The organism is Rhodovulum visakhapatnamense (assembly GCF_004365965.1).
GTDB classification, from domain to species: Bacteria; Pseudomonadota; Alphaproteobacteria; order Rhodobacterales; family Rhodobacteraceae; genus Rhodovulum; species Rhodovulum visakhapatnamense.
Map to the genome: position 1 here is coordinate 33744 of NZ_SOEB01000015.1, position 25100 is coordinate 58843.

Below are 25100 nucleotides of genomic sequence, written 5' to 3' on the forward strand. Positions count from 1 at the left end.
CCGCCCGGTGCCGGTCGATCCGGCGCCGGGCCAGACCTTTCCGGCGCCCTCGGGGCGGGACGCCGGCCAACACGACCAGCCCCGCCAACAGGAGAGAAACATGACGCTTCGTCTTTCGCTGAAATCCGCGCTTTTCGGGCTCAGCGCCCTGACTCTGACCGCTTCCGGCGCGCTGGCCGACCAGCTGTCCGACATCAAGGCCGCGGGCAAGATCGTCGCCGCGACCGAGATGCACTATGCCCCCTTCGACATGCTGGAGAAGGGCGAATATGTGGGCTTCGACCGCGACCTCTTCGACGAGATCGCCAAGGAGCTGGGCGTCACCCCCGAATATCAGGACCTGCCCTGGACTTCGATCCTGCCGGGCCTCGAGGTCAGCAAGTTCGACTTCGTTCTGGCCCCGGTGACGATGACGGCCGAGCGCGCCGAGCGCTACGCCTTCACCCTGCCGATCTCGGATTCCACCGTGGCCTTCGTGCAGCGCACCGGCGGCGACATGACCGCGCCCGAAGATGCCAAGGGCAAGACCGTCGGCGTGCAGAAGGGCACCGCCCAGCAGGCCCAGCTCGAGGCCTATGGCGAAAAGATCGGCGGCATCAAGATCAAGGAATACGGCACTCCCGACGAGGCCTATGCCGACCTGATGACCGGCCGTCTCGACGCGGTGGCGGGCTCGGCGCCGCTGCTCGACTATCTCGCCAAGACCCGGCCCGAACAGTTCTCGGTCGTCAAGCCGCCCTTCGGCAAGCCCACCTATTTCGCCTGGGTCGCGCGCAAGGGCGAGGGCGACACGCTGGTCGCTGCGATCAACGAGGCGCTGATCAAGATCCAGGATGACGGCCGGATGGCCGCGCTGCAGGAGAAATGGTTCGGCGCCGCGACCGAGCTGCCGCAGGAAATGCCCGAGCTCTGACGCGACCGATGCGGGCCGGATCGCCTCCGGCCCGCCCACAAGCCAGGGAGCGGGCCGTCCGTGTTTTCCTTTCAGACCATCGTCGAAAACCTGCCGACGCTTTTGGGCGCCGCGCGCTACACGCTGCTGATATCGGTCCTGGGCTGTGCACAGGGGCTGATCCTCGGCGCGCTTCTGTGCGCGGCGGCGCTGTCGAAACGGACCGCGCTGCGGCGGGCCGCCGGGCTTTACGTCAGCTTCTTTCGCGGCGTACCGCTGCTGATCCAGCTGCTCGTGGCCTATTACCTGCTGCCGGTCGTCGGCATCAACGTGCCGCCTCTGGCCGCTGCCGTGCTGACCGTCGGTCTGTGCGCTGCCGCTTACCTCTCCGAGGTGCTGCGCGGCTCGATCAACGCCATTCCGAAGGGCCAGGCCGAGGCCGCGCTGGCCATCGGCATGAGCCCGGGCGATCTCTGGGTCCGGGTCTTGTTGCCGCAGGCGCTCAAGATCGGCCTGCCCGCCATCGTCAACGAGCTGATCCTGCTGGTGAAGGCCAGTTCGCTGGTGACCGTCGTCGGCATCGTCGAGATCACCCGGATGAGCCAGTCGATCGCCTCCTCGACCTATCGCTATCTCGAGATCTACCTCGCCGCCGCCTTCCTTTATCTCGCGATCAACCTGGTGATCGCCGCGGCCGGGCGGCTTCTGGAACGGAGGCTGACGGTCTGATGCTGGAGATGCTGCACCGCTACGGCCCCGACCTGCTGACCGGCTTCGGGCTGACGCTTCTGACCTGGGTGCTGGGCACCGTGGGCGGGCTCGTGCTGGGGTTCTTCCTCGAAATGGCCCGACGCTTCGGGCCTCGGTTCTGGATCGGCTGGCCGATCCGGGCCTATGTCGAATTCATCCGCGGCACGCCCTTCCTCGTCCAGCTTTTCGTGCTGTACTATGGCGGGCCGCTGATCGGGCTGAGGCTCGACGCGCTGCCCGCGGGCGTGCTTGGGCTGTCGCTTTACGGCGCCGCCTATTTCACCGAGATCCTGCGCGCGGGCTTCGATGCCGTGCCCAAGGGCCAGATCGAGGCCGCCCGTGCCATCGGCCTGCCCGGGCGCACCATCGTCTGGCGCATCATGCTGCCGGTGATGATGGTCTCGGCCCTGCCCGCGCTGGTGAATTTCGCGATCATCCTGACCAAGGAAACCGTCATCCTGTCGATGATCACCGTGCCCGAGATCATGTTCCAGACCCAGACCATGATGAGCGAGACCTTCGCCTTCGTGCTGCCGATCCTGATCCTCGCGCTGTTCTTCTGGGGCTTCGTCGAGGTCATCTCGCGGTTCGGCCGCCGCCTCGAACGCCGCTTCACCCACTATCTTCTCGAAGAAAGCTGACCGATGTCCCTCGAGCCCACCGCCACCTCTCCTGCTTCGGCGCATCTGCGCGCGGTCAACAAGTTCTATGGCGACTTCCAGGCCCTGAAGGACATCACGCTCGACATCCCGCCCGGCAAGGTGACCTGCCTGATCGGGCCGTCCGGCTCGGGCAAGTCGACGCTTTTGCGCTGCATCAACTTCCTTGAGGAATATGACAGCGGCGAGGTCCGCATCGACGACCGGCTGATCGGCTACGAGACCCCCGGAGGCAAGCGGATGTCCGGGCGGCGCCTGCGCGAGATGCGGTGCGACATCGGCATGGTGTTCCAGCAGTTCAACCTCTGGCCGCACATGACCGCGCTGCAGAACGTGGCCGAGGGGCTGGAACGGGTGCGCGGGCTGAAGCGCGCCGAGGCGACCGCGCGCGCGCGCGAGGCACTGGCCAAGGTCGGGCTGGCCGACAAGGAAGCCAACCATCCCAGCCGGCTGTCGGGCGGCCAGCAGCAGCGCGTGGCCATCGCCCGCGCCATCGCCATGCAGCCCCGGATCATGCTGTTCGACGAACCGACCAGCGCGCTCGACCCCGAGCTTGTGGGCGAGGTTCTGGCGGTGATGAAGCAGCTTGCCGCCGAGGGCATGACCATGGTCGTCGTCACCCACGAGATGGGCTTTGCCGCCCATGTCGCCGACCGGGTGGTGTTCATGGAGCGCGGCGAGCTGGTCGCAGCAGGCGCCCCGCGCGAGATCTTCCAGCACCCGACCGATCAGCGGCTGGCAAGCTTCCTGCAGGGCTACCGCGAACGGAACTCTCTGGATTTCTAGGGGCAGAGGCGCCGGGACGGCGGCGCCTCAGAGGAAGACCATCTGGGTTTCCAGCATGTCGCCAAGGGCGTGGCCGGTCACTCCCAGAAAGAAGAGTCCGTTCTCCTCGCCCAGATCGAGATAGCTGCCGACCGGCGTCGCGGTGATCCGTGCCCCAAGATCGGCGGCATCGAAACGGCCCAATCCGCTGATCCCCTGCTGGATATGCAGCCGGTCGGCGGGGCCGAAATCGGCAATGGTGTCGCCCCCGGAGGCCCCGCGAAACTCGAAGATATCGGCGCCGGGACCGCCGATCAGCAGGTCGCGCCCGGCGCCACCGTTCAGCCGGTCGTCGCCGAAGCCCCCCGACAGCAGGTCGTCGCCGCGCCCGCCATGGATCCAGTCATTGCCCGCCCCGCCATGGATCTGGTCGTTGCCGCGCCCGAAGTCGTCGATGGCGGCCACGAAATCGTCGCCCGCGCCCGGATCGACCCAGTCATTGCCGGACCCGGCCATGATCTGGTCGCTGCCATTGCCGCCGTAAATGACGTCGCGATCGGCCCCGCCGTCGATCGCATCATCGCCGTTTCCCGCCTCGATCCGGTCCTCGCCCGCACCGCCCTCCAGCGTGTCGTCGCCCAGATTGCCGCTGAGCGTGTCGCGCCCGTCGCCGCCGACCAGCCGGTCTTTGCCATTGTCGCCGGTCAGCCGGTCGTCGCCCGCGCCCCCCTCCAGCCGATCGTCGCCGTCCCAGCCGCGCAGCACATCGTTGCCCGCATCGCCGTCAAGCCGGTCATCGCCATAGGAACTCTCCAGCGTGTCGTTGCCCGCGCCCCCGAAAAGCACATCGCCTGCGGCAAGCTTGCCCGCGCGGAAGGCGGCCCAGTCGCTGATGCCCGGGTCACGCTGCGACCCGAAGCGGGTATCGAGCACGTCGTCGCCGTCGCCGCCGCTCAGCAGGTTGGACCCGGCCCCGCCGACCAGAAGATCGTTGCCGCCGCCCCCGAACAGAACATCGTCACCGTCGCCGCCATAAAGCACGTCATCGTCGTCCCCGCCGACCAGGGTGTCGTCGCCTCCCATCCCGCAGATCCGGTCGCGGTCGCCATTGCCGAACAGCGCATCAGCGCCCCAGCCACCGGTGATCGTGTCATCGCCGTCGTTCATCCAGGCAAAGTACGCCGGGAAATAGGCGTTGGGGATCACGTGGAAATTGTTGGGCCCGTCGTAACCCACGCTGAATGCCCCGGTTTCGGCAAGCTGGACGGGCGCCGTGGGCAAGGACCGGCCGATGGCGCGGAATTCGGCCGCAAGCTCGGCCAGAAGATAGGGATGGTCCTTGTCGGATCGGAAATATGCCATGGTCTGCCCTTCGGCCCGGATGTTGCGCGAAAAGGCCCCCGCCCCCGCTGACGACCCGGGCGGCAGATGTCGTCAATAAAGCTTGCCGTTTGATTAAGGCCGCTGCCGCGATGCAGCAAGGAATGCGGCGAATTCTTGAAAACCATGCCCGAAGCGGGACCTCGCCGCGCCGGAACGATGCCTGAGCCATGTCTCGCCCCCATCCCGACCAGGAATGGGACCGGCGCGGTCAAAGCGGTCCGGGCCGGTCGCCCTCAGCGTCAGTCGGCGGTCCCGTCGCCTTGGGGGCGCGGGCGGCGCATCGGCGGGTCGGTCTGCGGCTTGCCCGACCAGGGCTGCGGATATTCCAGCCAGCGCTGGATGAAGCCCCAGGACTGCCGGTAGCCGTCATGGGGCAAGGTGCAGGCCGAACAGTCCTTGCGGGTCAGCCCGTTGGCATCGGTGTAGACCTGATACGGCCCGGGGCATTCATAGGCGATCAGCGGGCAGTAGCAGAACAGGCAGTTGAACTCGCGCTCGACGCCCGGATGGCAGGGCAGGAACGGGCATTGGGTATTGGTGAAGCCCTTGAAGGCCTCGTTCGAGGTCAGATCCTTGGGTTGCACGGCGCAACTCCTTCCGGTCGGCACCCCTGGCCGGGCCCGCCCCGGGCCGGTCAGGGACAAGGTGAAGGCCGCGCCCCATATCGCAGGCGAACCGCGGCCGCTGGCCCCGAGGGCATCTGCGGGCCGACAGGCAGGGGGCGCATGGCACATGCGCCCGGCCTCCGGACCCGCCGCCCGGGGGCGGTTCGGCGCGCTGGCAGGTCTCCTGGCTTGCGGGTCTCGGCCGATCCGCCCGCCTTCCCGGCCGGGCGGATGCCGGGGCCGGTGGCGGCTCGGGGCGGGGGCTCGCCGCTGACAGTTGCGGGGGCAGCGCCGGACTTGCACCGGCTTCCCTTTTCACTCCCTTGCGGGAGCACCAGAACGCCTCTCATCAATGGGGACCGCGCCCGCCACTGTCAATGCGTCCCCCGGGGGCCCGACGCGCCGTGGCTCTTGCCAGCCCCCCCGGCACGGCGCTATCCCGTGACGATGAGGTCCCTTTCCCCAGACGCCAGATGACCCAGCGAGAGGGCTTCACGCTCGGCTGCGCGACCGTTCTGCCCGGCACCCGCCGCACGGTAGACCTGCCCGTGTCGGTGCTTTCGGACCACACCCCCGTCACCATGTCGGCCCATGTCGTGCATGGCCGCCGCCCCGGCCCCGCGATGTTCGTGACCGCGGGCGTGCATGGCGACGAGGTGATCGGGGTCGAGATCGTCCGGCGGCTTCTGAGCCTGCCCGCGCTTGGCGCGCTGCGCGGCACGCTGATCGCCATTCCCATCGTCAACGCCTTCGGCTTTCTCAACCTGTCGCGCTACCTGCCCGACCGGCGCGACCTCAACCGCTGCTTTCCCGGGTCGTCGGGCGGCTCGATGGCCTCGCGGCTGGCGCATCTTCTGGTCGACGAGGTGGTCGCGCGCTGCGAAATCGGCATCGACCTGCATTCGGCCGCGGTCCATCGCACGAACCTGCCGCAGGTCCGCGTGGTGCCGGACGATCCCGAGCTGGCCCGGCTGGCGCGGGTCTTCGCCGCGCCGGTGGTGCTGACCTCCGAGGCACGGCATGGCTCGCTGCGCGAGACGGCAGCGCGGATGGGCGTGCAGATGCTGCTGTACGAAGGCGGCGAGGGGCTGCGCTTCGACGAGGTGGCGGTCAGGGCCGGGCTGTCGGGCGTACTGCGGGTGATGTTCGACCGGGGCATGATCCCGGCCAAGGGCGTGCCGAAGGCGCGGCGCGCGCCGCTCGACTGCCGGGTGTCGCGCTGGCTCAGGGCGCCGCAGGGCGGGCTCTTGCGCACCTACCGGTCCGAAGGGGACGTCGTCGAGGCGGGCGATCTGCTGGCGATGGTCTCGGACCCGTTCGGCGAGATCGAGGCCGAGATCCGCGCCTCGGAACCCGGCATCATCGTCGGCCGCGCCATCCTGCCGGTGGTGAACGAGGGCAACGCGGTCTTTCATCTGGCCGCGATCGCGGCCGCCGACCGGGCCGAGGACCGGATCGGCACCTGGGCCAGCGAGGTCGCGGCCGAGCCGCTGTTTGACGAGGACGAAATCCTCTAGCCCGAGGGCATCGGGCCGTCAGGCCGCCTGGCGGCGGCGGACCACCGCCTCGAGCGCCGGATAGCGCAGCCCCAGCGTGACGCCGCGCGCGACATAGGACAGCAAAAGCGCCAGCCAGAGCCCGTGATTGCCGAAAAGCGGCAACAGCAGGGCCACGGCGGCGGCATAGATCGCGGCCGAGATCACCATCATGTTGCGCATGTCCGCGGTCCGGGTGGCGCCGATGAAGATGCCGTCAAGCATCCAGGCGCCGATGCCCGCGACCGGGACGGCCACCATGTAGGGCAGGAACACCCGCGCCTCGGCCCGCACCTCGGGCGCGGTGGTCATCAGATCCACCAGGACCCCGCCCCATCCGGCGAAGACCGCGGCCAGAACCACGACCGACAGCAGGCCCCAGAGGCTGGTCAGCACCGCGCTCCGGCGCAGCGCCAGCACAGATCCCGCGCCCATCGCCTGACCGACCAGCGATTCGGCGGCAAAGGCGAACCCGTCCAGCGCATAGGAGGTGATGTTCAGGAACTGCAGCAGCACCTGATTGGCCGCCAGCGACACGTCGCCGAAGCCCGCCCCGAGGAAGAGGAAGGACAGCACGATCCCCTGCAGCAGCAGCGACCGGATCAGGATGTCGCTATTCACCCCGGCGATATGGCGCAGCCGCACCCGGTCGAACACCCGCGCCCAGTCCCGCCAGGCGGTGCCGCGAAACGCGTCGCGGCAGAACCAGAGCCCCAGCGCCAGGCCAGACCATTCGGCCAGGAAGGTGGCCAGCGCCACCCCCGGCACTCCCCAGCCCAGCGCCAGCACGAAAAGCAGGTCGAGCCCGACATTGAGCCCGTTCATCCAGAGCTGGATCGCCAGAACCGCGCGGGTGCGCTCCTGCCCGATCAGCCAGCCGTTGATGCCGTAAAGCGCGATGGTGGCCGGGGCCGACCAGATCCGGATCGCCATGTACTGGCGCGCCATGTGCTCGACCTCGGCGCTGGCGGGGGCAAGGCCCAGCGCGGCGGCGATCAGCGGCATCTGCAAGGCCATCAGGGCAAGCCCCGCGACCAGCCCGATCATCAGCGCGCGCGACAGCATCGCGGCCACCTCGGCCGCATCGCCCGCGCCCCGCGCCTGGGCAGTCAGTCCGGTCGTGCCCATGCGCAGAAACCCGAACACCCAGTAGACCGAGGCCAGCGCCACCGCGCCCACGCCGACCGCGCCGATCGGGGCCGCCGCGCCGATCTGACCGACCACGGCGGTGTCGACCGCACCGAGGATCGGAACGGTCAGGTTCGACAGCACGATGGGCAGCGCGATGGCCAGAACCCGGCGATGGCCGAGATCAGCGAGCGCGTCCCGGTCCGGGCGGAGCACCGCCTCAGCCATCGCGCGGCGGCATCAGGAAATGGCCGGTCGCCTGCGCAAAAATCCGGGCGCGGTTGTCCTGCCAGGCCTCGACATGGACACTGGCATACCGCCGCCCCGACCGGTTGACGCGGGCCCTTGCATAGGCGTCGCGCGGCAGGCCGGGCCGCAGGTAATCGACGGTGAAGTCGATGGTCTTGGGCAGCCGCGGCAGGGTTTCGGGGGTCAGCGTCGCGGCATCGAGCATCCCGCGTTCGAGATCGTCCCAGATCATCGCCCAGGACAGCCCGACAATGGCCGTGACCTCTAGAAAGGCGGCGGTCGCGCCGCCATGCAGCGCCGGCAGTTCGGGATTGCCGATCAGGGCCTCGTGAAATCCCAGAACGCCGGTCAGCTCGTCGCCGCGCCGGTCGAACGAGATCCCGAGGAAACGCGCATAGGGCAGCCCGTCGACCAGCGCAGACAGCGCCGCGTCGCGCCGCTGCTTGACGATCTGAACGGGTTCGGGCGCGGCGCGGCTCATTCGGCGCCTCCATCGGCGGTGAAGGTACCGGTCGCGGTCGCCACCGGATGGCCGCGGTCGTCATCGGTCGCGGTCGCCCGCACGAAGGCCACCGAGCGGGTCACATGATAGCATTCCGCCCGCGCCACCAGCCGCTGACCCGGGGTCGCGGCGCGCATGTAGTCGATCCGCAACGAAATCGTCGCCGTATGCGCCGGCCCTTCGGGATGGCTGAGAACGGCGGTGCCGCCGCAGGTGTCCAGAAGCGCCGAAACCGCGCCGCCATGGATCACCCCGTTGCGCGGGTCGCCCACCAGACGCGAATCGTAGGGCATCGACAGTTCGGCCCGGCCCTCGCCCAGCTGATCGATCCGCATTGCCAGCGCATGGGCATGGGGGATCTGCTCGATGAACCGCCGCGCCACATCCGCCTTTGCCCCTGCCGCCATATCTTCGGCGGCGTCCCGCGCCGCTTCCGGCGCCGCGTCCGAGCTGGTGTCGCTCACCTCTGTCTCCTCTGGTCAACGCTCCGGTTATTGGGTCTGCCCCCCTGCCCTGCAAGTGTAAAAATCCGCAGGCTGTCGCCAATTGGCGACACCTGTCCGGCAGGACGACCGCGCGGTGGAAGCCCTGACCCGGATTGCCCGCATTTTCCGGGACTTCGCAGTCGTTCCGGCGCAATTCCGGGCAGTGACGGCCTGCGCCGCCGGTTCTGGACGGCACCATTCGTTCCGATTTTCGGAACCCCCGGAGGGCACCTGACGCTGCGGAACCGCCATTTTCGGCGGTGCGTCAAAAAACAAGCCTTATGAGGCATATAACCGAATTGATCCGCGCCCCGGATTTGCCTTAGCTAGTAGCACGGAAGTGGCTGGTAGTTTTAGGCGATGGCGGACGAACGTCTGAGTTTCAAGGAGATGTGCGCCCGGTTCGATGTGACCCCGCGCACGTTGCGGTACTACGAATACATCGAACTGCTGAGCCCCACCAAGGATGGACGCGCCCGCTTCTATGGTCCGCGGGAAGTGGCGCGCATGACTCTGATCCTCCGAGCACGCCGGTTCGGCTTCAGCCTCGAGGAAATCCGGCAATGGCTGCTGATCTATGACGAGCAGGGCAGCGAGGCGCAGATGGCCGCGCTGGTCCAGATGGCCGACCGCCAGCTCGGCGTTCTCAGCGAACAGCGCGACCAGCTCGACAGCTCGATCGAAGAGCTGCGATCCTTGCGCGACGCCGCATCCGCCGGCAAGATCTGACCTCTCTTCCCGTCTCGACATTTTGCGACGCAGCGTTACGTTTACGTAAACGTCAGCAGGCCTTGTCTTGCCGTCCGAAAGGGCGCAGGTCAGAGTTCTGAGTGACGTATCCGGACGACCAATGACCGACGAGTTAATGACTATTCGCCAGATGTGCGATGCTTTCGAAGTGACCGCGCGCACGTTGCGGTTTTACGAGTCCAAGGAGTTGATCTCCCCCCTGCGCGAGGGCCAGCGGCGGCTTTACGGTCGGCGCGACCGGGCCAGGCTCAAGCTGATCCTGCGCGGCAAGCGCTTCGGCTTCAGCCTCGAGGAGATCCGGCAGATGCTGGACCTCTACGATCTGGACGACGGACAGGAGACGCAATTCCGTCGCACCTGCGAGCTGGCCCGGGAACGGCTGGCGGTCATGGAACGGCAACGTCTGGAACTGGACGACGCCATATCGGAACTGAAAGGCCAGATCTCCTGGGGAGAGAGGAAGCTGGCCGATTTCGACAAGAGGAAACCCGCCGCCGAGTGACCGTTGCGGTTGGGATGACGTTCAAGGGAGGAACGCATGCCGATCTACACTCCACCGACCGAGGACATGCAGTATCTGCTGCATGACGTGCTGAAGATCAGCGCGTCCGACATCCCCGGTTATGCCGAGCTTGACCCCGATTTCACCGGGGCGATCCTGGGCGAGGCCGGCAAGCTTGCCGCCGAAGTTCTGGCGCCGCTGAACGCGACCGGCGACGCCGAAGGCTGCCACTGGGACAATGGCGTGGTGCGCACGCCCAAGGGCTTCAAGGACGCCTATGACCAGATCTGCGCGGGCGGCTGGATCGGGCTCGACATGCCCGAAGAGGTCGGTGGCCAGAACATTCCCTACCTGATCAACTCGGCGGTGGGCGAGATGTTCGTTTCGGCCAACATGGCCTTCAACATGTATCAGGGGCTGAGCCACGGCGCGATGTCGGCGATCCTCGCGCATGGCTCGGACCAGCAGAAGGCGACCTATGTGCCCAAGATGGTCGCGGGCACCTGGTCGGGCACGATGAACCTGACCGAGCCGCAATGCGGCACCGATCTGGGTCTGATCCGCACCAGGGCCGAGCCGCAGGGCGACGGCAGCTATGCGATCACCGGCACCAAGATCTGGATCTCGGCGGGCGAACACGATCTGACCGAGAACATCGTCCATCTGGTGCTGGCGCGCATCCCCGGCGGGCCCGAGGGCATCAAGGGCATCTCGCTCTTCATCGTGCCGAAATTCCTGCCCGACGAGGACGGCAACCCGGGCCGGCGCAACGCCCTTATGTGCGGCGGGCTGGAACACAAGATGGGCATCCATGCCAACGCCACCTGCGTGATGAACTACGACGGCGCGACCGGCTTTCTCGTCGGCGAGGAACACAAGGGCATGCGCGCCATGTTCACCATGATGAACGAGGCCCGCCTGGGCGTGGGCCTTCAGGGCTATGCGCAAGGGGCGGTCGCGTATCAAAACGCGCTGGCCTTCGCGCAGGAACGGCTGCAGGGCCGGGCGCTGGGCGATCCGTCCAACCCCGAAGGCCCGGCCGACCCGATCCTCGTGCACCCCGACGTGCGGCGCAACCTGATGGATCAGAAGAGCTTCCTCGAGGGCGCCCGGGCCCTGACTTTCTGGGGCGCGCAGATGATCGACCGCGCCCACCGGATGCAGGACCCTGACGCCGAGGCGATGATCTCGCTGCTGACCCCGGTCATCAAGGGCTTCCTGACCGACAAGGGATTCGAGACGACGGTGCTGGCGCAGCAGACCTATGGCGGCACCGGCTTCACCCGCGCGGCGGGCGCCGAGCAGTTCGTGCGCGACGCCCGGATCACCATGATCTACGAAGGCACCAACGGGGTGCAGTCGCTGGATCTGGTCGGCCGCAAGATCGGGCAGAATGGCGGCAAGGCGCTGATGGCCTTCTTCGACATGGTGAAGACCTTCGCCAAGGAGCACGAAGCCGACGAGGCGCTGAAAGAGGGCTTCCTCGATCCGTTGAAGACGGCCTCGAAGGACCTGCAGGCGGCGGCGATGTATTTCATGGCCGAAGGCATGAAATCCCCGGCCAACGCGCTCGCGGGAAGCTACGACTTCATGCATCTCTTCGGCCATGTCTGCTTGGGTCTCATGTGGTCGAAGATGGCCGTGGCCTCGCAGGCGGCGCTGGCCGCGGGCCATGGCCCGCGCGCCTTCCACGAGGCGAAGCTGGCAACCGGGCGCTATTACATGGCGCGGCAATTGCCCGCCACCGCCCTGCATCTCGCGCGCATCCGCAGCGGGGCAGAGCCGGTCATGGCGCTCGACGCGGCGAATTTCTGAACGGTGCGGCCCCTCGGGGCCGTCCCCCCCGCATCATCGGACACGGATCATCGGATCACGGACATGCAGACGCGTCCTTGCCCGCGCCTTACCGTCCTGCCCTGCCCGAACGACAGCTGCCGGGCGGCCGGCGGTGCGTCTTGGGTATTTTCGCCAAGCAGAAGAGCCAGGGTCAGCCCCCCATCCCCGCGGCGCCCCCGGGCGGTGCCGGGCGGAAGCCGCGGGATGGAGGGCCTTCTCCTTGGGCGGTCATCGGCTCCCCAGCCTGTACCGCGCGCCCAGACTGCCCGAAGCCTCCCTAACGTAGGGTTATCCATAACGGCGTTTCGGGCTTCTTCTTGGAAAAAATACCCATGACCCGACAGGACGAACAGGCGCGGCGCCAGGACGGCCCGCGCCCTCAGGACAGGAAGGACGCTCGGAAAATGACGGTCAAGCTCTACTGCTTCGGGGAAAGCGGCAATGCCTACAAGGCGGCCCTGACCCTGACCCTCGCCGGGATCGACTGGACGCCCGTCTACGTCGATTTCTTCAATGGCGGCGCGCGGAGCCCCGAGTTTCTTGCGCTGAACCCGATGGGCGAGGTGCCCGTCATGGTGGCAGGCGATCTGGTTCTCAGCCAGTCGGGCGTGATGCAGGCCTGGGTCACCGAAACCACCGGCCGGTTCGGCGGGCGCGATGCAGCCGAGGCGCGCGAGGTGCTGCGCTGGATGTTCTGGGACAATCACAAGATGTCGGGCCAGGCCGGAAGCCTGCGCTTCATGATGAACTTCCTGCCCGAGGAGAAACGCCCGCATGAGGCGATCCGCTGGTTGTCCGGCCGGGTGACGGCGTCGTTGCAGACGCTCGAACGCGTCTTGCAGGACCGCGACTGGCTGGTGGGCGACGGCCCCACCACCGCCGATTTCGCCTGCTGCGGTTATCTGTTCTACCCCGAGCCCTTCGGCTTCGACCGCCGGGCCCTGCCCGCCATCGACGCCTGGCTCGGCCGGATCGAGGCGCTGCCCGGATGGAGACACCCCTATGACACGATGCCCGGCTCGCCCGCCGACCGGGCCTGAGAGTTCTATGAGGAGGACATATGACAGACGCTTTCATCTACGACGCGGTGCGCACCCCGCGGGGCAAGGGCCGCAAGGACGGCAGCCTGCACGAAGTGACCTCTCTGCGGCTGTCGGCCGTGGTTCTGGACGCGCTGAAGGACCGGAACGGGCTTGAGGGGCACGCGGTCGAGGACGTGATCTGGGGCAACGCGACCCAGGTCGGCGAACAGGGCGGCTGCCTTGCACGGAGCGCGGTGCTGGCCTCGGGGCTCGATGAATCGATCCCGGGGCTGTCGATCAACCGCTTCTGCGCCAGCGGGCTCGAGGCCGTGAACCTCGCCGCGAACCAGGTGAGGGCCGGCGCGGGCCGCGCCTATATCGCGGGCGGGGTCGAGATGATGGGCCGGGTCGCCATGGGCAGCGACGGGGCCGCCATCGCCGTCGATCCCAGCCTGGCGATGAAGACCTATTTCGTCCCGCAAGGCATCTCGGCCGACATCATTGCGACCGAATACGGATTCTCGCGCGACGATGTCGACGGGCTGGCTGTCGAAAGCCAGACGCGCGCGGCGCGGTCCTGGGAGGAAGACCGCTTTGCCCGCTCGATCGTGCCGGTGAAGGACGTGAACGGGCTGACCATCCTCGGGCGCGACGAATACATGCGCCCGGGCACCGACATGCAGACGCTGGGCGCGCTGAAGCCGTCGTTCAAGGACATGGGCGAAATGATGCCGGGTTTCGATCAGCTGGCGCTGATGAAATACCCCCATCTTGAACGGATCGAACATGTCCATCACGCGGGCAACTCGTCGGGCATCGTCGACGGCGCCGCGGGCATCCTGATCGGCAGCGCCGAGTTCGGTCAGGCGCACGGGCTGAAACCCCGCGCCCGGATCCGGGCCACCTGCAAGATCGGCACCGATCCGACCATCATGCTGACCGGTCCCGTGCCCGCCACCCAGAAGATCCTGACGGACGCGGGCATGCAGATTTCCGACATCGACCTGTTCGAAGTGAACGAGGCCTTCGCGGCGGTCGTGCTGCGTTTCATGCAGGCCTTCGATGTCGACCCGGGCGTCGTGAACCCCTGCGGCGGGGCCATCGCGCTGGGTCACCCGTTGGGCGCGACCGGGTCGATCATCCTCGGCACGCTGCTCGACGAGCTCGAGCGCACCGGCAAGGGCACCGGGCTTGCCACGCTTTGCGTGGCCTCCGGCATGGGTGCCGCAACCATCATCGAACGGGTCTGAGGGAGGCGAGAATGACCGAATTTCACTACGCGACCGATGCGGACGGCATCGCCACGATCACCTGGGATGTGCCCGGCAAAAGCATGAATGTGCTTAGCTTTACCGGCATCGAAGAGCTGAACGCCCATATCGACAGCGCGTTGGCCGACGAGGCGGTCAAGGGCATCGTGCTGACCTCGGGCAAGAAGGACTTCGCGGGCGGGATGGACCTGAATGTCATCGCCCGGATGAAACAGGAGGCGGGCGACGACCCGGCGCGCGGCCTTTTCGAGGGCCTCATGCAGCTGCATGGCCTGCTGCGGAAGATCGAGCGTGCGGGCATGGACGACCGCAACAAGGGCGGCAAGCCGATTGCCGCCGCCCTGCCCGGCACAGCGCTGGGGATCGGGCTTGAACTGCCGCTGGCCTGCCACCGGATCTTTGCCGCCGACAATCCCAAGGCCAAGATCGGCCTGCCCGAGATCATGGTCGGCATCTTCCCGGGCGGCGGCGGCACCACGCGGCTGGTGCGCAAGCTGGGTGCCATGGGGGCCTCGTCCTTCCTGCTGGAAGGCAAGCTGTCGGACCCGAAGAAGGCAAAAGCCGCTGGGCTGATCGACGAGGTGGCCGAGGACCCGGTGGCGGCCGCCCGCGCCTGGGTCTTGTCCGAACCGAACATTGTCAAGCCCTGGGACGAGAAGGGCTACAAGATGCCGGGCGGCGCGCCCTATCACCCGGCGGGCTTCATGACCTTCGTCGGCGCCTCGGCCATGGTGCATGGCAAGACCAAGGGGGTCTACCCGGCCGCCAAGGCGCTTCTGAGCGCGGTCTACGAGGGCGCGCTGGTGCCCTTCGACACGGCGCTGAAGATCGAAGCGCGCTGGTTCACCCATGTGCTGATGAACCCGTCTTCCTCGGCGATGATCAGGTCGCTCTTCATCAACAAGGAGGCACTGGAAAAGGGCGCGGTGCGGCCAGCGGGCGTGCCTGACCAGACGGTGAAGAAGCTCGGCATCCTCGGCGCGGGCATGATGGGCGCGGGCATTGCGCTGGTCTCGGCCCAGGCCGGGATCGAGGTGGTGCTGGTCGACCAGTCCCAGGAGGCCGCCGACAAGGGCCGCGCCTATACAGAATCCTACATGGACAAGGGCATCAAGCGCGGCAAGGCCAGCCCCGAGAAGAAGGCCGAGATCCTCGACCGCATCACCGCAACCACCGATTATGACGCGCTGAAAGGCGCCGATCTGATCGTCGAGGCGGTGTTCGAGGACCCGGGCATCAAGGCCGAGGTCACGAAGAAGGTGCAGGCCGCGGTGGGCCCGGATTGCATTATTGCAACCAACACCTCGACCCTGCCGATCACCGATCTGGCAAAGGCGGCGCACCGGCCCGAGGATTTCATCGGCATCCACTTCTTCAGCCCGGTCGAAAAGATGCTGCTGGTCGAGATCATCAAGGGCAAGGCCACGGGCGGCCGGGCCGTGGCCAAGGCGCTCGATTTCGTGCGCCAGATCCGCAAGACCCCCATCGTGGTCAACGATGCGCGTTTCTTCTACGCCAACCGCTGCATCATCCCCTATCTGAACGAAGGGATCCGCATGGTGGCCGAAGGCGTCTCGCCCGCACTGATCGAGAACGCGGCCCGGCTGGTGGGCATGCCGCTGGGGCCGCTGCAACTGGTCGACGAGACCTCGATCGATCTGGGCGTCAAGATCGCCAAGGCCACCCGGGCCGCGATGGGCGAGGCCTATCCCGATGGTGCCGTGGACGAAGTGATCTTCTGGCTGGCCGACGAGGGCCGCCTGGGCCGGAAGGCCAAGGCCGGCTTTTACGCCTATGACGAGGCGGGCAAGCGGACCGGGCTTTGGGACGGGCTTGCCGCCAAGTTCCCGCCCGCGGCGGATCAGCCGGATGTGCACGAGGTGCAGCACCGGCTGCTGTTCGCGCAGGTGCTGGAGGCGGTGCGGGCGCTGGAGGACGGCGTGCTTATGGACATCCGCGAAGGCGATGTCGGCGCGATCCTCGGCTGGGGCTTTGCGCCCTGGTCGGGCGGGCCGCTGTCCTGGCTCGACATGATGGGGGCCGCAAAAGCCGTTGCTCTCTGCGAGGACCTGGCCCAGCGTCACGGCGACCGCTTCGCCCCGCCCGCCTTGCTGCGCGAGATGGCAGAGGCGGGCGAGAGCTTCTATGCGCGCTTCGGACCCGACGCTCAGGCGGCGTGAATCAGAAGCGCGTCCAAGAGCGGAACGGTCTGCACCATCGGCAACCGGGGCGGAGAGGCCGCCCCGGCCTGCGCGCTTTCCAGTGCTGCGACGATGCGGCGGGCATCGTCCAGCGTAGGAATGACACCGCAGGCCAGCGCCTCGAAATGAAGCTCGCGCAGGCGGTCGATCGACAGCGTCTCGCCGACCTTGCGCGGCGGGCAATGCACCAGCGCCGCGCCATTGGCATAGACGATCTCGGGCGACTCGAACGCGATCGAGACCACCGGCACGGACGATCCCAGCAGCGGCGCCGTCCGCCGGATGCCCAGCACGCCGTCCAGAATGCTGGCCGGAAGACGAACGAACGGATCGCCGTAGATCTCTTCGGCGAGATCGGACTCGATCAGCAGGGTCTGTTCGGGCAGAAGCATCAGCGGCTGCGTGTTGTCGAGCACGCCTTCGGGCACGTCGAGAGGCCAAAGCGGCAGCGGGCAGGCCGAGGGACCGCGCCACAGAAAGCCGCGCTCGACCGACCGGATCGGCTGCGAGCCGCGGTCGAAGGTCAGCACCATGTCTCCGGGCACCAACGCCTCGACCGGGCGCCAGCCGTCGCGGGTCGCAAGCCGCGTGCCCGCGCTGAACCCGCAGGCGAGCCCGGCCAGCGACTGCGTGGCCAGATCCGCAGCCTCGGCCTCTTCGGGGACCGGTCGGCTGCCATGAAAGTTGATTCTGAATCCCATTGCGGTTACTCCCCCTTTCCGAGCGGCCCTGATGCCAAGGGTTCGGGCAGCGTCGGCACGCGGTCGACGCGGCGCCACTCTGCGGGCGCCGGTTGAATAATTCTAAATTACGATCCCGTCCCCAATTGGACCCGATCCCGACGGCTTTGTGGCACGGGCCACCGGTCCGGCGACCAATTCCGCCTGTCGTCGGCAACGTGTGACCGAACGGGAGCTTGGCCCGACCGGCACGACCGCTGTCAGCGCGCAAAAAACGCACGGCGACCCGACCTTCGAGACGCAGCCCCCTTCCCTCCGGCGGCGGCTCTGGCCAAGATCGGGCCGGGATATCGTATCGAGCGAGGGAGGTGGGCCATGGGATGGCTGTCCGATGAAACCGGTCTGGAAAAATGCGCGGCGAACTACGTGCCGCTGACGCCGCTGTCCTTTCTGAAACGCGCGGTGCGGGTCTTTCCCGACCGGGTGGCGCTGGTCTATGGCCAGCGCCGCTATACCTACCGGCAGTACCATGACCGGGTGACCCGGCTGGCCTCGGCACTGGCGGCGATGGGGGTGAAACCCGGCGACGTGGTGGCGACGCTGCTGCCCAACGTGCCCGCGCAGGCCGAGGCGACCTGGGCCGTGCCCGCCTGCGGGGCCGTGCTGAACACCATCAACATCCGGCTCGACCCCAATACCGTCAGCTACATCCTCGATCATGGCGGCGCCAGGGTGCTGCTGGTCGATCCGCAATTCCTGCCGCTCGCGGCCGATGCGCTGGAGGACATGGAGGGCGAGCGCCCCATCATCATCGAGGTCGGCGACGATCCCGAGGGCGTGCACGACTTCGGCGACTTTCCCGAATACGAAGACATCCTGGCCGAGGCCGATCCCGATTTCGACTGGATCCTGCCCGAGGACGAATGGGAAAGCCTCGCGCTGAACTATACCTCGGGCACCACCGGGCGGCCCAAGGGCGTCGTCTATCACCATCGCGGCGCCTATCTGAACGCGATGGGCCAGATCGTGAGCTGGCGTCTGGTGATGCACCCGACCTACCTGACCATCGTGCCGCTCTTTCACTGCAACGGCTGGTGCCACACCTGGATGATCGCGGCGCTCGGCGGCACTGTCGTCTGTTGCCGCGACATCACCGCCCGCGCCATCTACGATGCCATCGCCGACGAGGGCGTGACCCATTTCGGCGGCGCTCCCATCGTGATGAACATGCTGGTCAACGCGAAGGACGAGGATCGGCGCGCCTTCGACCACATTGTCGAGGTCTTTACCGCCGGCGCGCCGCCCGCCGCCGCGACGCTTGCCGCGATCGAGCCGCTGGGCTTCAACATCACCCATGTCTACGGGCTGACCGAAACCTATGGCCCCGCGACCGAATGCACCTGGCGAGCCGAGGAGTGGGACGCGCTGCCGACCGAGGAACGTGCCCGGATGAAGGCGCGTCAGGGCGTGGCCATGCCCTTCATGGAAGAGGTGACCGTTCTGGACCCGAAATCCATGGAGCAGGTGCCGATGGACGGGCAGCACCAGGGCGAGATCATGTTCCGCGGCAACGGGGTGATGAAGGGCTATCTGAAGAACCCCCGCGCCACCCGCGAGAGCTTTCAGGGCGGCTGGTTCCATTCGGGCGATCTGGCCCATCAGCACGAGGATGGCTATTTCGAGATCGCCGACCGCGCCAAGGACATCATCATCTCGGGCGGAGAAAACGTCAGCTCGGTCGAGGTCGAGGGCGTGTTGATGCACCATCCCGATGTGCTCTTGTGTGCGGTGGTTGCGAAGCCCGACGAAAAGTGGGGCGAGGTGCCCTGCGCCTTCGTCGAATTGAAGGACGGCCATTCGGTCGATGGCGACGCGCTGATCGCCTTCGCGCGCGAACGGCTGGCGGGCTTCAAGACCCCCAAGCGGGTGGTGTTTCAGGAGCTGCCCAAGACCTCGACCGGCAAGATCCAGAAATTCGAGCTGAGAAAGATCGCGAAGACGCTCTGAAGAGACCCGTCCCGCGGCGGCCACGCGCCGCAAGGGGACGTTGTGACATTGTGGGCGGCGGGCGGGTCGGCTATCGTCCGCCGACAAACCCAGCAGAACGTGCAGGCAAGACCGGCCGCCCATGACGGCGCTCAAGAAATTCCAACGCCTCGAAAGCCCCGGCCTCTGGCGCGAAAGCCCCGAGGCCCAGCGGCGTGACGTGATCCTGTCCTTCGGCGATGCCTCGCTGGTGGTGTCGGACAGCGCCGAACGGGTGCTGACGCACTGGTCGCTGGCCGCGCTCGAGCGGCTGAACCCCGGCCAGTCGCCCGCGCTGTATTCGCCGGGGGCCGATAGCGGCGAAACGCTCGAGATCGACGACGACCTGATGGTCGAGGCGCTTGAAACGGTGCGCCGGGCCATCGGCCGGGCGCGGCCGCGTCCGGGGCGGCTGCGGATCTGGATCGTCGCGGGGACGCTGGCGGGCCTTGCGGCGCTGGCGGCGTTCTGGCTGCCCGGGGCTTTGGTGCGCCAGACCGTGGCGGTCGCCCCGCCCGAGGTGCGCGCCGAGATCGGCCAGGCGTTGCTGGCCCGGATGGCCGACGCGGCCGGCACCCCCTGCGACCGGCCCGGCGGGCAGCGCGCGCTGGACCGGCTGGCCGCGCGGCTGCTGCCGGGCACGGCGCGGACGGTGAGGGTCTTGCCCGGCGGCCTGCCGCGTGCGCTGCATCTGCCCGGCGGGGTGATCCTGCTGAACCGGGCCCTGGTCGAGGATTACGAGGACGTCGCCGCCGTGGCGGGCTTCATCCTGGCCGAGGATGCGCGCGCCGCCCGCTCGGACCCGCTGGCCGATCTGCTGCGCGCCGCCGGACCCCTGGCCACCTTCCGCCTTCTGACCACCGGCACCCTGCCCGACGGAGCGTTGTCGGCCTATGCCCACCACGTGCTGGTGGCGCCCGAAGCCCCGCTGCCCGAGGCCGACCTGCTGGCGCGTTTCGCGGCTGCCGGTTTGCCCTCGACGCCTTACGCGCTGGCCCGGGACGTGACCGGCGAGAGCGTGCGGGGGCTGATCCGGAATGACCCGTTGCAGGGACGCGAGACCGATGCGCCAATCTCCGATGGCGACTGGCTGAGGCTGCAGGCAATCTGCGGCGGCTGACAGGGGGCTTGCCCGAAAGACGGTCTCAGCGCGCGGGGGACACGGGCGTATAGCCCGCCCGCCTCAAGACGCTTTGCGCGCGGCCATGGCTTTCGCGGTCGGCGAAGGGACCCGCGAAGATCACCGTGACCAGTTCTCCATCCGCCATCACCCGGCCCTGTCGTGCCGGCAGACCCAGACGGTGCAGATCGGCCACCGCATCGCCCGCCGCATCGGCCTCGGTGAAGGCGCCGACCTGAATGTACCGGCTGCCCGCCGAGGGCGGCACCGCGACGGGCGCAACCGCTTGGGGCGGCCGAAGCGCCGGATCGACCAGGCGTTGCGGCACACGCTCGGTCCAGACCGTCCGCATCTGGGCATCGCCCCAGTCGGTCCTGCGGCCGCGCAGCGGATTGAGCCGGTCGTCTTCCCAGACCGCGCGATAGCCCGGCAGCACCTGAAGCGGCACCGCGCCAACGGGGGCGGACTCGGCCCGGACCGGCGCGGCACCGGGACACCCGAGCCCCAGCGCCAGAACCGCGGCCCCGGCCAGACGATATCGCTGATACGGCATGGCACCCTCACCTTTTCGCAAAAAGCGTGACACCGCACCCGGAGGGTGTAAAGCCGAAAACCGCTACCGCGTGCCGAACATCCGGTCGCCCGCATCGCCGAGCCCGGGCATGATATAGCCCTGCTCGTTCAGCCGTTCGTCGATCGAGGCGGTGACGATCGGCACATCGGGATGCGCCTCCTTCATCCGGGCGACGCCCTCGGGCGCGGCCAGAAGACACATGAAGCGGATGTCGTTGGCGCCGGCCTTTTTCAAAAGCTCGACCGCCGCGGCCGAGGAATTGCCGGTGGCCAGCATCGGGTCGACCACGATCACCAGCCGGTCCTTCAGATCCTGCGGCACCTTGAAATAATACTGCACCGGCTCCAGCGTGGTCTCGTCGCGGTAAAGCCCGACAAAGCCGACCCGGGCCGAGGGCACCAGCTCCAGCACACCGTCCAGCAACCCGTTGCCCGCCCGCAGGATCGAGACCAGCACCAGCTTCTTGCCCTCCAGAACCGGCGCGTCCATCGTGCAGAGCGGGGTTTCGATCCGGCGGGTGGTCATTTCCAGCTCGCGGGTGATCTCGTAGGCCAAGAGCTGGCTGATCTCGCGCAGCAGCTGCCGGAACCCGGCGGTCGAGGTGTTCTTGTCGCGCATCAGCGTCAGCTTGTGCTGCACCAGCGGGTGGGTGACAACGGTCAGATGGTCATACATCGGCGGCCTCCAGGCGGGTCTTGAGCTTTGCGCGGGTTTCCGCATCGCAGAAGGCGGCGTCAAGGGCCACCCGGTTCATCGCGGCAAAATCGCTGTCTTCCCAGCCGAAGGTTTCGGCCAGCCGGGCATATTCGCGCCGCATCGTTGTGTGGAAGAAGGGCGGATCGTCGGTCGAAACGGTCAGCTTGACGCCCGCGCGCCTCAGCCGGTCGATCGGATGGGCCGCCAGCGACGGGTAAAGCCCCAGCGCCACGTTGGACCCCGGGCAGACCTCCAGCACCGTCCCCGTCTCGGCCAGATGCTCGACCAGCCCCGGGTCCTCGATGGCGCGCACGCCATGGCCGATGCGGTCGACCCGAAGATCCGACAGCGCCTCGCGCACCGAGGCCGGGCCGCTCCATTCGCCGGCATGGACCGTCAGCCCAAGACCGGCCTCGCGCGCCATGTCGAAGGCATAGGCGAAGTCGCGCAGCCGCCCGCGGCTCTCGTCCCCCGCCATGCCGAAGCCCACGACGAAATCGCCCGCTGTCTCGGCCGCACAGCGCGCGGCCTCGCGCGCCCGGTCGGGGCCCAGATGACGGATGCAGGTGACGGTGGCGCGCAGCAGGATGCCATCGCCCTCGGCGCGCTCCGCCGCCTCGCGGATCGCCTCAAGATGCTCGACCCAGGCCGACAGATCGCAGCCGCCGCAAAAGTCTGGCGACAGGAAGGTTTCAAGGTAGATCACGCCTTCGGCCGCCGCCTCTTCCAGCACGGCCGCGGTCAGGCGGGCATAGTCCTCGGGCGTTTTCAGGGTCGAACAGGCGGCTTCGTAGATATCGAGAAACTGTAAGAAATCCGCGTAATAATAGGTGCCCTCGGCATCGAAAATGCGGGAAATGTCCAAGTTATGCGCCCGGGCCAAGTCGCGGATCAGCGCCGGGGGCGCGGCGCCTTCCAGATGGTGATGCAATTCGATCTTGGGCAGGTCGGTCACAGGAAACTCCGTCCGGGGCCTTGGGAGGGAACGCCGAGATGCGCCGCCACGCTGGCGCCGATATCGGCAAAGGCGCAAAGACCGGCCGCCCGTGGCCCGACCCCGGCGCCGATGACCGGCACCCGTTCGCGGGTATGGTCGGTGCCGGTCCAGGTCGGATCGTTGCCATGATCGGCGGTGATCAGCACCAGATCGCCGGGCCGCATCCGCGCCAGAACGGGCGGCAGCGCCGCGTCGAACCATTCCAGCGCCCGGGCATAGCCCGCGACGTCGCGGCGGTGGCCGTAAAGGCTGTCGAACTCGACGAAATTGGCGAAGGTCAGGCTGCCCTCGGGCGCCTCGTCCATCAGGTCGACCCAATGGGCCATCAGCTCGGCATCGGGGCCGGTGCGGACCTCGTCGATGCCACGCATCGAGAAGATGTCACCGATCTTGCCGATGGCCTGCACCCGCCGCCCGGCCCCCTGAACCCAGTCGCACAGCGTCGGCGCGGGCGGCGTCATGGCATAGTCGTGCCGGCGCGGCGTCCGCACAAAGCCGGTTTCGGCCGTGCCGGTGAAGGGCCGCGCGATGACCCGGCCGATGCGCATCGCATGAAGCCGCGGCGCGATGCCCGCGCAAAGCGCATAAAGCCGGTCGAGCCCAAAGGCCTCTTCATGCGCCGCGATCTGAAAGACGCTGTCGGCCGAGGTGTAAAGGATCGGCCAGCCGGTCCGCAGATGTTCGGCGCCGAGCCGCTCGACGATCTCGGTGCCCGAGGCATGGCAATTGCCCAGCGTGCCGTCGGTGCCCGCGATCTGGCGGATCTCGGCCAGCAGATCCTCGGGGAAGGCGGGAAGCTCTCGCGGGAAATAGGTCCAGTCCCAGGGCACCGGCACCCCGGCCAGTTCCCAATGCCCCGAGGGCGTATCCTTGCCGCGCGACACCTCGGTCGCGGCGCCCCACAGCCCCTGCGGCGCGGCCCCAAGCCCCGGCGCAGTCCGCCCCGAGGCCAGACGACTGGCGGCCCCCAGACCCAGATTGTCGAGATTGTGCAATTTCAAAGGCCCGGAACGCCCGGTATCGGCGCGGCCCTCGGCACAGGCCTGTGCGATATGGACAAGTGTGTTCGCGCCGGTATCGGGCCGGTCCTCGTTGAAGAACCCGTCGGCATCGGGCGCCCCGCCGCAGCCGACGGAATCCATCACCACGAGGAAGGCCCGGCTCATCGCAGAACCCTCCGCTGCACCAGCGGCGGGATCTCGGGTGCGGTGTCGCCCAGGCGGAAGGCCGCCCGCACCCGCGCCGCGACCGCGTCGGCATCGGTGTCGCTGGCCGCGTGGACAATGGCCAGCGGCTCGCCCGGTGCGATCCGGTCGCCCAGCGCCGCCATCTCGGCCAGCCCGACCGCCGGGTTGATCCGGTCGCCCTCGCGCCGCCGCCCGCCGCCAAGCGTCACCACCGCAAGGCCCAGCGCCTCGCCGTCGATCGCCTGAACGATGCCGCCCTCGGGCGCCGTGATCTCGCAAAGCACCGGCGCGGCCGGCAGCCGGTCGGGCCAGCGCTCGACGAAATCGGCCGGGCCGCCGAGCTCGGCCACCATCTCGCCGAACTTGAGCGCGGCCTCGCCCGATTCCAGCGCATTCGCGATCCTCAGCGCGCCGTCGGCCGCATCATCGGCCAGACCGCCCAGCGCCAGTACCTCGCCGCCCAGCGCGCAGGTCAGATCCCAGAGCGCAGGCGTGACACCCGTGCCGGTCAGGGTCTCCATCACCTCGATCACCTCAAGCGCATTGCCCGCGGCGCCGACCAGCGGCTGGGACATGTCGGTGATCAGCGCGGCCGTCATGCAGCCCGCCCCCTGCGCCGTCGCGACCAGCGCGCGGGCCAGATCCTCGGCCTCTTCCATGTCCTTCATGAAGGCGCCCGACCCGACCTTTACGTCGAGAACCAGCGCCTCGAGCCCGGCAGCCAGTTTCTTGGACAGGATCGAGGCGGTGATCAGGTCGATGCTCTCGACCGTGCCCGAGACATCGCGGATCGCGTAAAGCCGCCGGTCTGCGGGGGCGATGTCGCCCGAGGCGCCGACGATGGCGCAGCCAACCTGCGCCGTGATCGCCCTGAGATCCGCGACCGACACCTCGCTGCGATAGCCGGGGATCGATTCGAGCTTGTCGAGCGTGCCGCCGGTATGACCGAGCCCGCGCCCCGAGATCATCGGCACGAAGGCGCCGCAGGCGGCGAGCGCGGGCGCCAGCGCCAGCGACACGCAATCGCCGATGCCGCCCGTCGAATGCTTGTCGAGCACCGGCCCCGGCAGGTCCCAGTCGAGCACCTTGCCGCTGTCGCGCATCGCCCGCGTCAGCCCGACCCTCTCGGGGGCGGTCAACCCGTTCAGCAGAACCGCCATGGCAAAGGCGCCCGCCTGGGCATCGGTCACGGCGCCGGTGGCGAGGCCCTCGGCGAACCAGAGCAGGTCCGCGTCGGTCAGGGCCTCGTCATCGCGAACCCGCGCGATGATGCTGCGGGCATCCAT

Annotated in this window: 24 protein-coding genes and 1 riboswitch; of the genes, 13 read left to right on the forward strand and 11 right to left on the reverse strand. The window is 68.0% G+C overall.

Going from position 1 to position 25100, the window contains the following annotated elements; genetic code table 11:
• Nucleotides 1–100: 100 nt before the first annotated feature.
• The 4 genes from EV657_RS13700 to EV657_RS13715 are packed head-to-tail and all read left to right on the forward strand — an operon-like array spanning nt 101 to nt 3087.
• The gene (locus tag EV657_RS13700) at nt 101–913 is read left to right on the forward strand and encodes a transporter substrate-binding domain-containing protein (protein WP_075787640.1); all 813 of its coding nucleotides are present in this window, start codon (nt 101–103) and stop codon (nt 911–913) included.
• Between the two features lie 60 nt (nt 914–973).
• Nucleotides 974–1621, forward strand: coding sequence for an amino acid ABC transporter permease (locus EV657_RS13705; protein ID WP_113670355.1), 648 nt, complete (start codon nt 974–976; stop codon nt 1619–1621).
• Nucleotides 1621–2283, forward strand: a complete 663-nt coding sequence (locus EV657_RS13710) for an amino acid ABC transporter permease (protein ID WP_075786597.1) — start codon at nt 1621–1623, stop codon at nt 2281–2283. Before EV657_RS13705 ends, EV657_RS13710 begins: the two co-directional genes overlap by 1 nt.
• A 3-nt stretch (nt 2284–2286) precedes the next feature.
• The gene (locus tag EV657_RS13715; RefSeq protein ID WP_113670356.1) at nt 2287–3087 is read left to right on the forward strand and encodes an amino acid ABC transporter ATP-binding protein; all 801 of its coding nucleotides are present in this window, start codon (nt 2287–2289) and stop codon (nt 3085–3087) included.
• Nucleotides 3088–3114: 27 nt separating this feature from the next.
• Here EV657_RS13715 and EV657_RS22545 read toward each other — a convergent pair whose 3' ends face one another.
• On the reverse strand, nt 3115–4428 hold the full coding sequence (locus EV657_RS22545; RefSeq protein ID WP_134078352.1) for a calcium-binding protein: 1314 nt from the start codon (nt 4426–4428) through the stop codon (nt 3115–3117).
• Nucleotides 4429–4688: 260 nt separating this feature from the next.
• Complete coding sequence (locus EV657_RS13725; RefSeq protein ID WP_075786599.1) at nt 4689–5033, reverse strand: cysteine-rich small domain-containing protein; 345 nt, start codon at nt 5031–5033, stop codon at nt 4689–4691.
• Between the two features lie 178 nt (nt 5034–5211).
• Nucleotides 5212–5408: riboswitch (cobalamin riboswitch) on the reverse strand.
• Nucleotides 5409–5527: 119 nt separating this feature from the next.
• On the opposite strand from EV657_RS13725, the gene EV657_RS13730 reads away from it, so the two are divergent.
• Nucleotides 5528–6571, forward strand: a complete 1044-nt coding sequence (locus tag EV657_RS13730) for a succinylglutamate desuccinylase/aspartoacylase family protein (protein ID WP_134078354.1) — start codon at nt 5528–5530, stop codon at nt 6569–6571.
• An 18-nt stretch (nt 6572–6589) separates the two neighbouring features.
• Here the strand turns inward: EV657_RS13730 and EV657_RS13735 are convergent, their stop codons facing one another.
• From EV657_RS13735 to EV657_RS13745, 3 genes are read right to left on the reverse strand one after another with little or no spacing between them, the layout of a single operon-like run.
• Nucleotides 6590–7945, reverse strand: coding sequence for an MATE family efflux transporter (locus EV657_RS13735; protein ID WP_113670358.1), 1356 nt, complete (start codon nt 7943–7945; stop codon nt 6590–6592).
• Complete coding sequence (locus EV657_RS13740; RefSeq protein ID WP_075786602.1) at nt 7938–8447, reverse strand: PaaI family thioesterase; 510 nt, start codon at nt 8445–8447, stop codon at nt 7938–7940. The genes EV657_RS13735 and EV657_RS13740 overlap by 8 nt, the downstream gene beginning before the upstream one ends.
• Nucleotides 8444–8875 carry a PaaI family thioesterase gene (locus tag EV657_RS13745; RefSeq protein ID WP_075787642.1) on the reverse strand — a complete coding sequence of 144 codons (432 nt, stop codon included), beginning with the start codon at nt 8873–8875 and terminating at the stop codon, nt 8444–8446. The genes EV657_RS13740 and EV657_RS13745 overlap by 4 nt, the downstream gene beginning before the upstream one ends.
• A gap of 438 nt (nt 8876–9313) precedes the next feature.
• Between EV657_RS13745 and EV657_RS13750 the strand changes: the two genes are divergently transcribed.
• The 6 genes from EV657_RS13750 to EV657_RS13775 all read left to right on the forward strand — a co-directional run bounded on the left by EV657_RS13750 (nt 9314) and on the right by EV657_RS13775 (nt 16514).
• Nucleotides 9314–9682 (forward strand): MerR family transcriptional regulator, encoded by a 369-nt coding sequence (locus EV657_RS13750; protein WP_134078356.1) that lies wholly within the window; start codon nt 9314–9316, stop codon nt 9680–9682.
• 121 nt (nt 9683–9803) lie between these two features.
• Complete coding sequence (locus EV657_RS13755; RefSeq protein ID WP_075786604.1) at nt 9804–10205, forward strand: MerR family transcriptional regulator; 402 nt, start codon at nt 9804–9806, stop codon at nt 10203–10205.
• A 36-nt stretch (nt 10206–10241) separates the two neighbouring features.
• Nucleotides 10242–12020 carry an acyl-CoA dehydrogenase C-terminal domain-containing protein gene (locus tag EV657_RS13760; RefSeq protein ID WP_134078358.1) on the forward strand — a complete coding sequence of 593 codons (1779 nt, stop codon included), beginning with the start codon at nt 10242–10244 and terminating at the stop codon, nt 12018–12020.
• 425 nt (nt 12021–12445) lie between these two features.
• Nucleotides 12446–13081, forward strand: a complete 636-nt coding sequence (locus tag EV657_RS13765; RefSeq protein ID WP_134078361.1) for a glutathione S-transferase family protein — start codon at nt 12446–12448, stop codon at nt 13079–13081.
• A gap of 20 nt (nt 13082–13101) precedes the next feature.
• Nucleotides 13102–14313: an acetyl-CoA C-acetyltransferase gene (locus EV657_RS13770; RefSeq protein WP_075786607.1), complete on the forward strand. Its 1212-nt coding sequence runs from the start codon at nt 13102–13104 to the stop codon at nt 14311–14313.
• A gap of 11 nt (nt 14314–14324) precedes the next feature.
• Nucleotides 14325–16514, forward strand: coding sequence for a 3-hydroxyacyl-CoA dehydrogenase NAD-binding domain-containing protein (locus EV657_RS13775; RefSeq protein WP_134078363.1), 2190 nt, complete (start codon nt 14325–14327; stop codon nt 16512–16514).
• Here EV657_RS13775 and EV657_RS13780 read toward each other — a convergent pair.
• Nucleotides 16502–17236 carry a Hint domain-containing protein gene (locus EV657_RS13780; protein ID WP_134078365.1) on the reverse strand — a complete coding sequence of 245 codons (735 nt, stop codon included), beginning with the start codon at nt 17234–17236 and terminating at the stop codon, nt 16502–16504. The two genes, EV657_RS13775 and EV657_RS13780, sit on opposite strands and share 13 nt — an antisense overlap.
• Before the next feature lie 354 nt (nt 17237–17590).
• Here EV657_RS13780 and EV657_RS13785 point away from each other — a divergent pair, with 354 nt between their 5' ends.
• Nucleotides 17591–19222, forward strand: a complete 1632-nt coding sequence (locus tag EV657_RS13785) for a long-chain-fatty-acid--CoA ligase (protein WP_134078367.1) — start codon at nt 17591–17593, stop codon at nt 19220–19222.
• A gap of 121 nt (nt 19223–19343) precedes the next feature.
• Nucleotides 19344–20360 (forward strand): hypothetical protein, encoded by a 1017-nt coding sequence (locus EV657_RS13790; RefSeq protein WP_075786611.1) that lies wholly within the window; start codon nt 19344–19346, stop codon nt 20358–20360.
• Nucleotides 20361–20385: 25 nt separating this feature from the next.
• Here the strand turns inward: EV657_RS13790 and EV657_RS13795 are convergent, their stop codons facing one another.
• From EV657_RS13795 to EV657_RS13815, 5 genes are all read right to left on the reverse strand, one after another.
• Nucleotides 20386–20913 (reverse strand): SPOR domain-containing protein, encoded by a 528-nt coding sequence (locus EV657_RS13795; protein WP_134078370.1) that lies wholly within the window; start codon nt 20911–20913, stop codon nt 20386–20388.
• Between the two features lie 63 nt (nt 20914–20976).
• Nucleotides 20977–21609, reverse strand: a complete 633-nt coding sequence (gene upp / locus EV657_RS13800; protein ID WP_113670365.1) for a uracil phosphoribosyltransferase — start codon at nt 21607–21609, stop codon at nt 20977–20979.
• Nucleotides 21602–22585, reverse strand: coding sequence for an adenosine deaminase (locus tag EV657_RS13805; RefSeq protein ID WP_134078373.1), 984 nt, complete (start codon nt 22583–22585; stop codon nt 21602–21604). The genes upp and EV657_RS13805 overlap by 8 nt, the downstream gene beginning before the upstream one ends.
• Entirely contained in the window at nt 22582–23793 is a 1212-nt protein-coding gene (locus EV657_RS13810; protein ID WP_134078375.1) for a phosphopentomutase, read from the reverse strand. The genes EV657_RS13805 and EV657_RS13810 overlap by 4 nt, the downstream gene beginning before the upstream one ends.
• Nucleotides 23790–25100: a thymidine phosphorylase gene (locus EV657_RS13815; protein WP_134078377.1), complete on the reverse strand. Its 1311-nt coding sequence runs from the start codon at nt 25098–25100 to the stop codon at nt 23790–23792. The genes EV657_RS13810 and EV657_RS13815 overlap by 4 nt, the downstream gene beginning before the upstream one ends.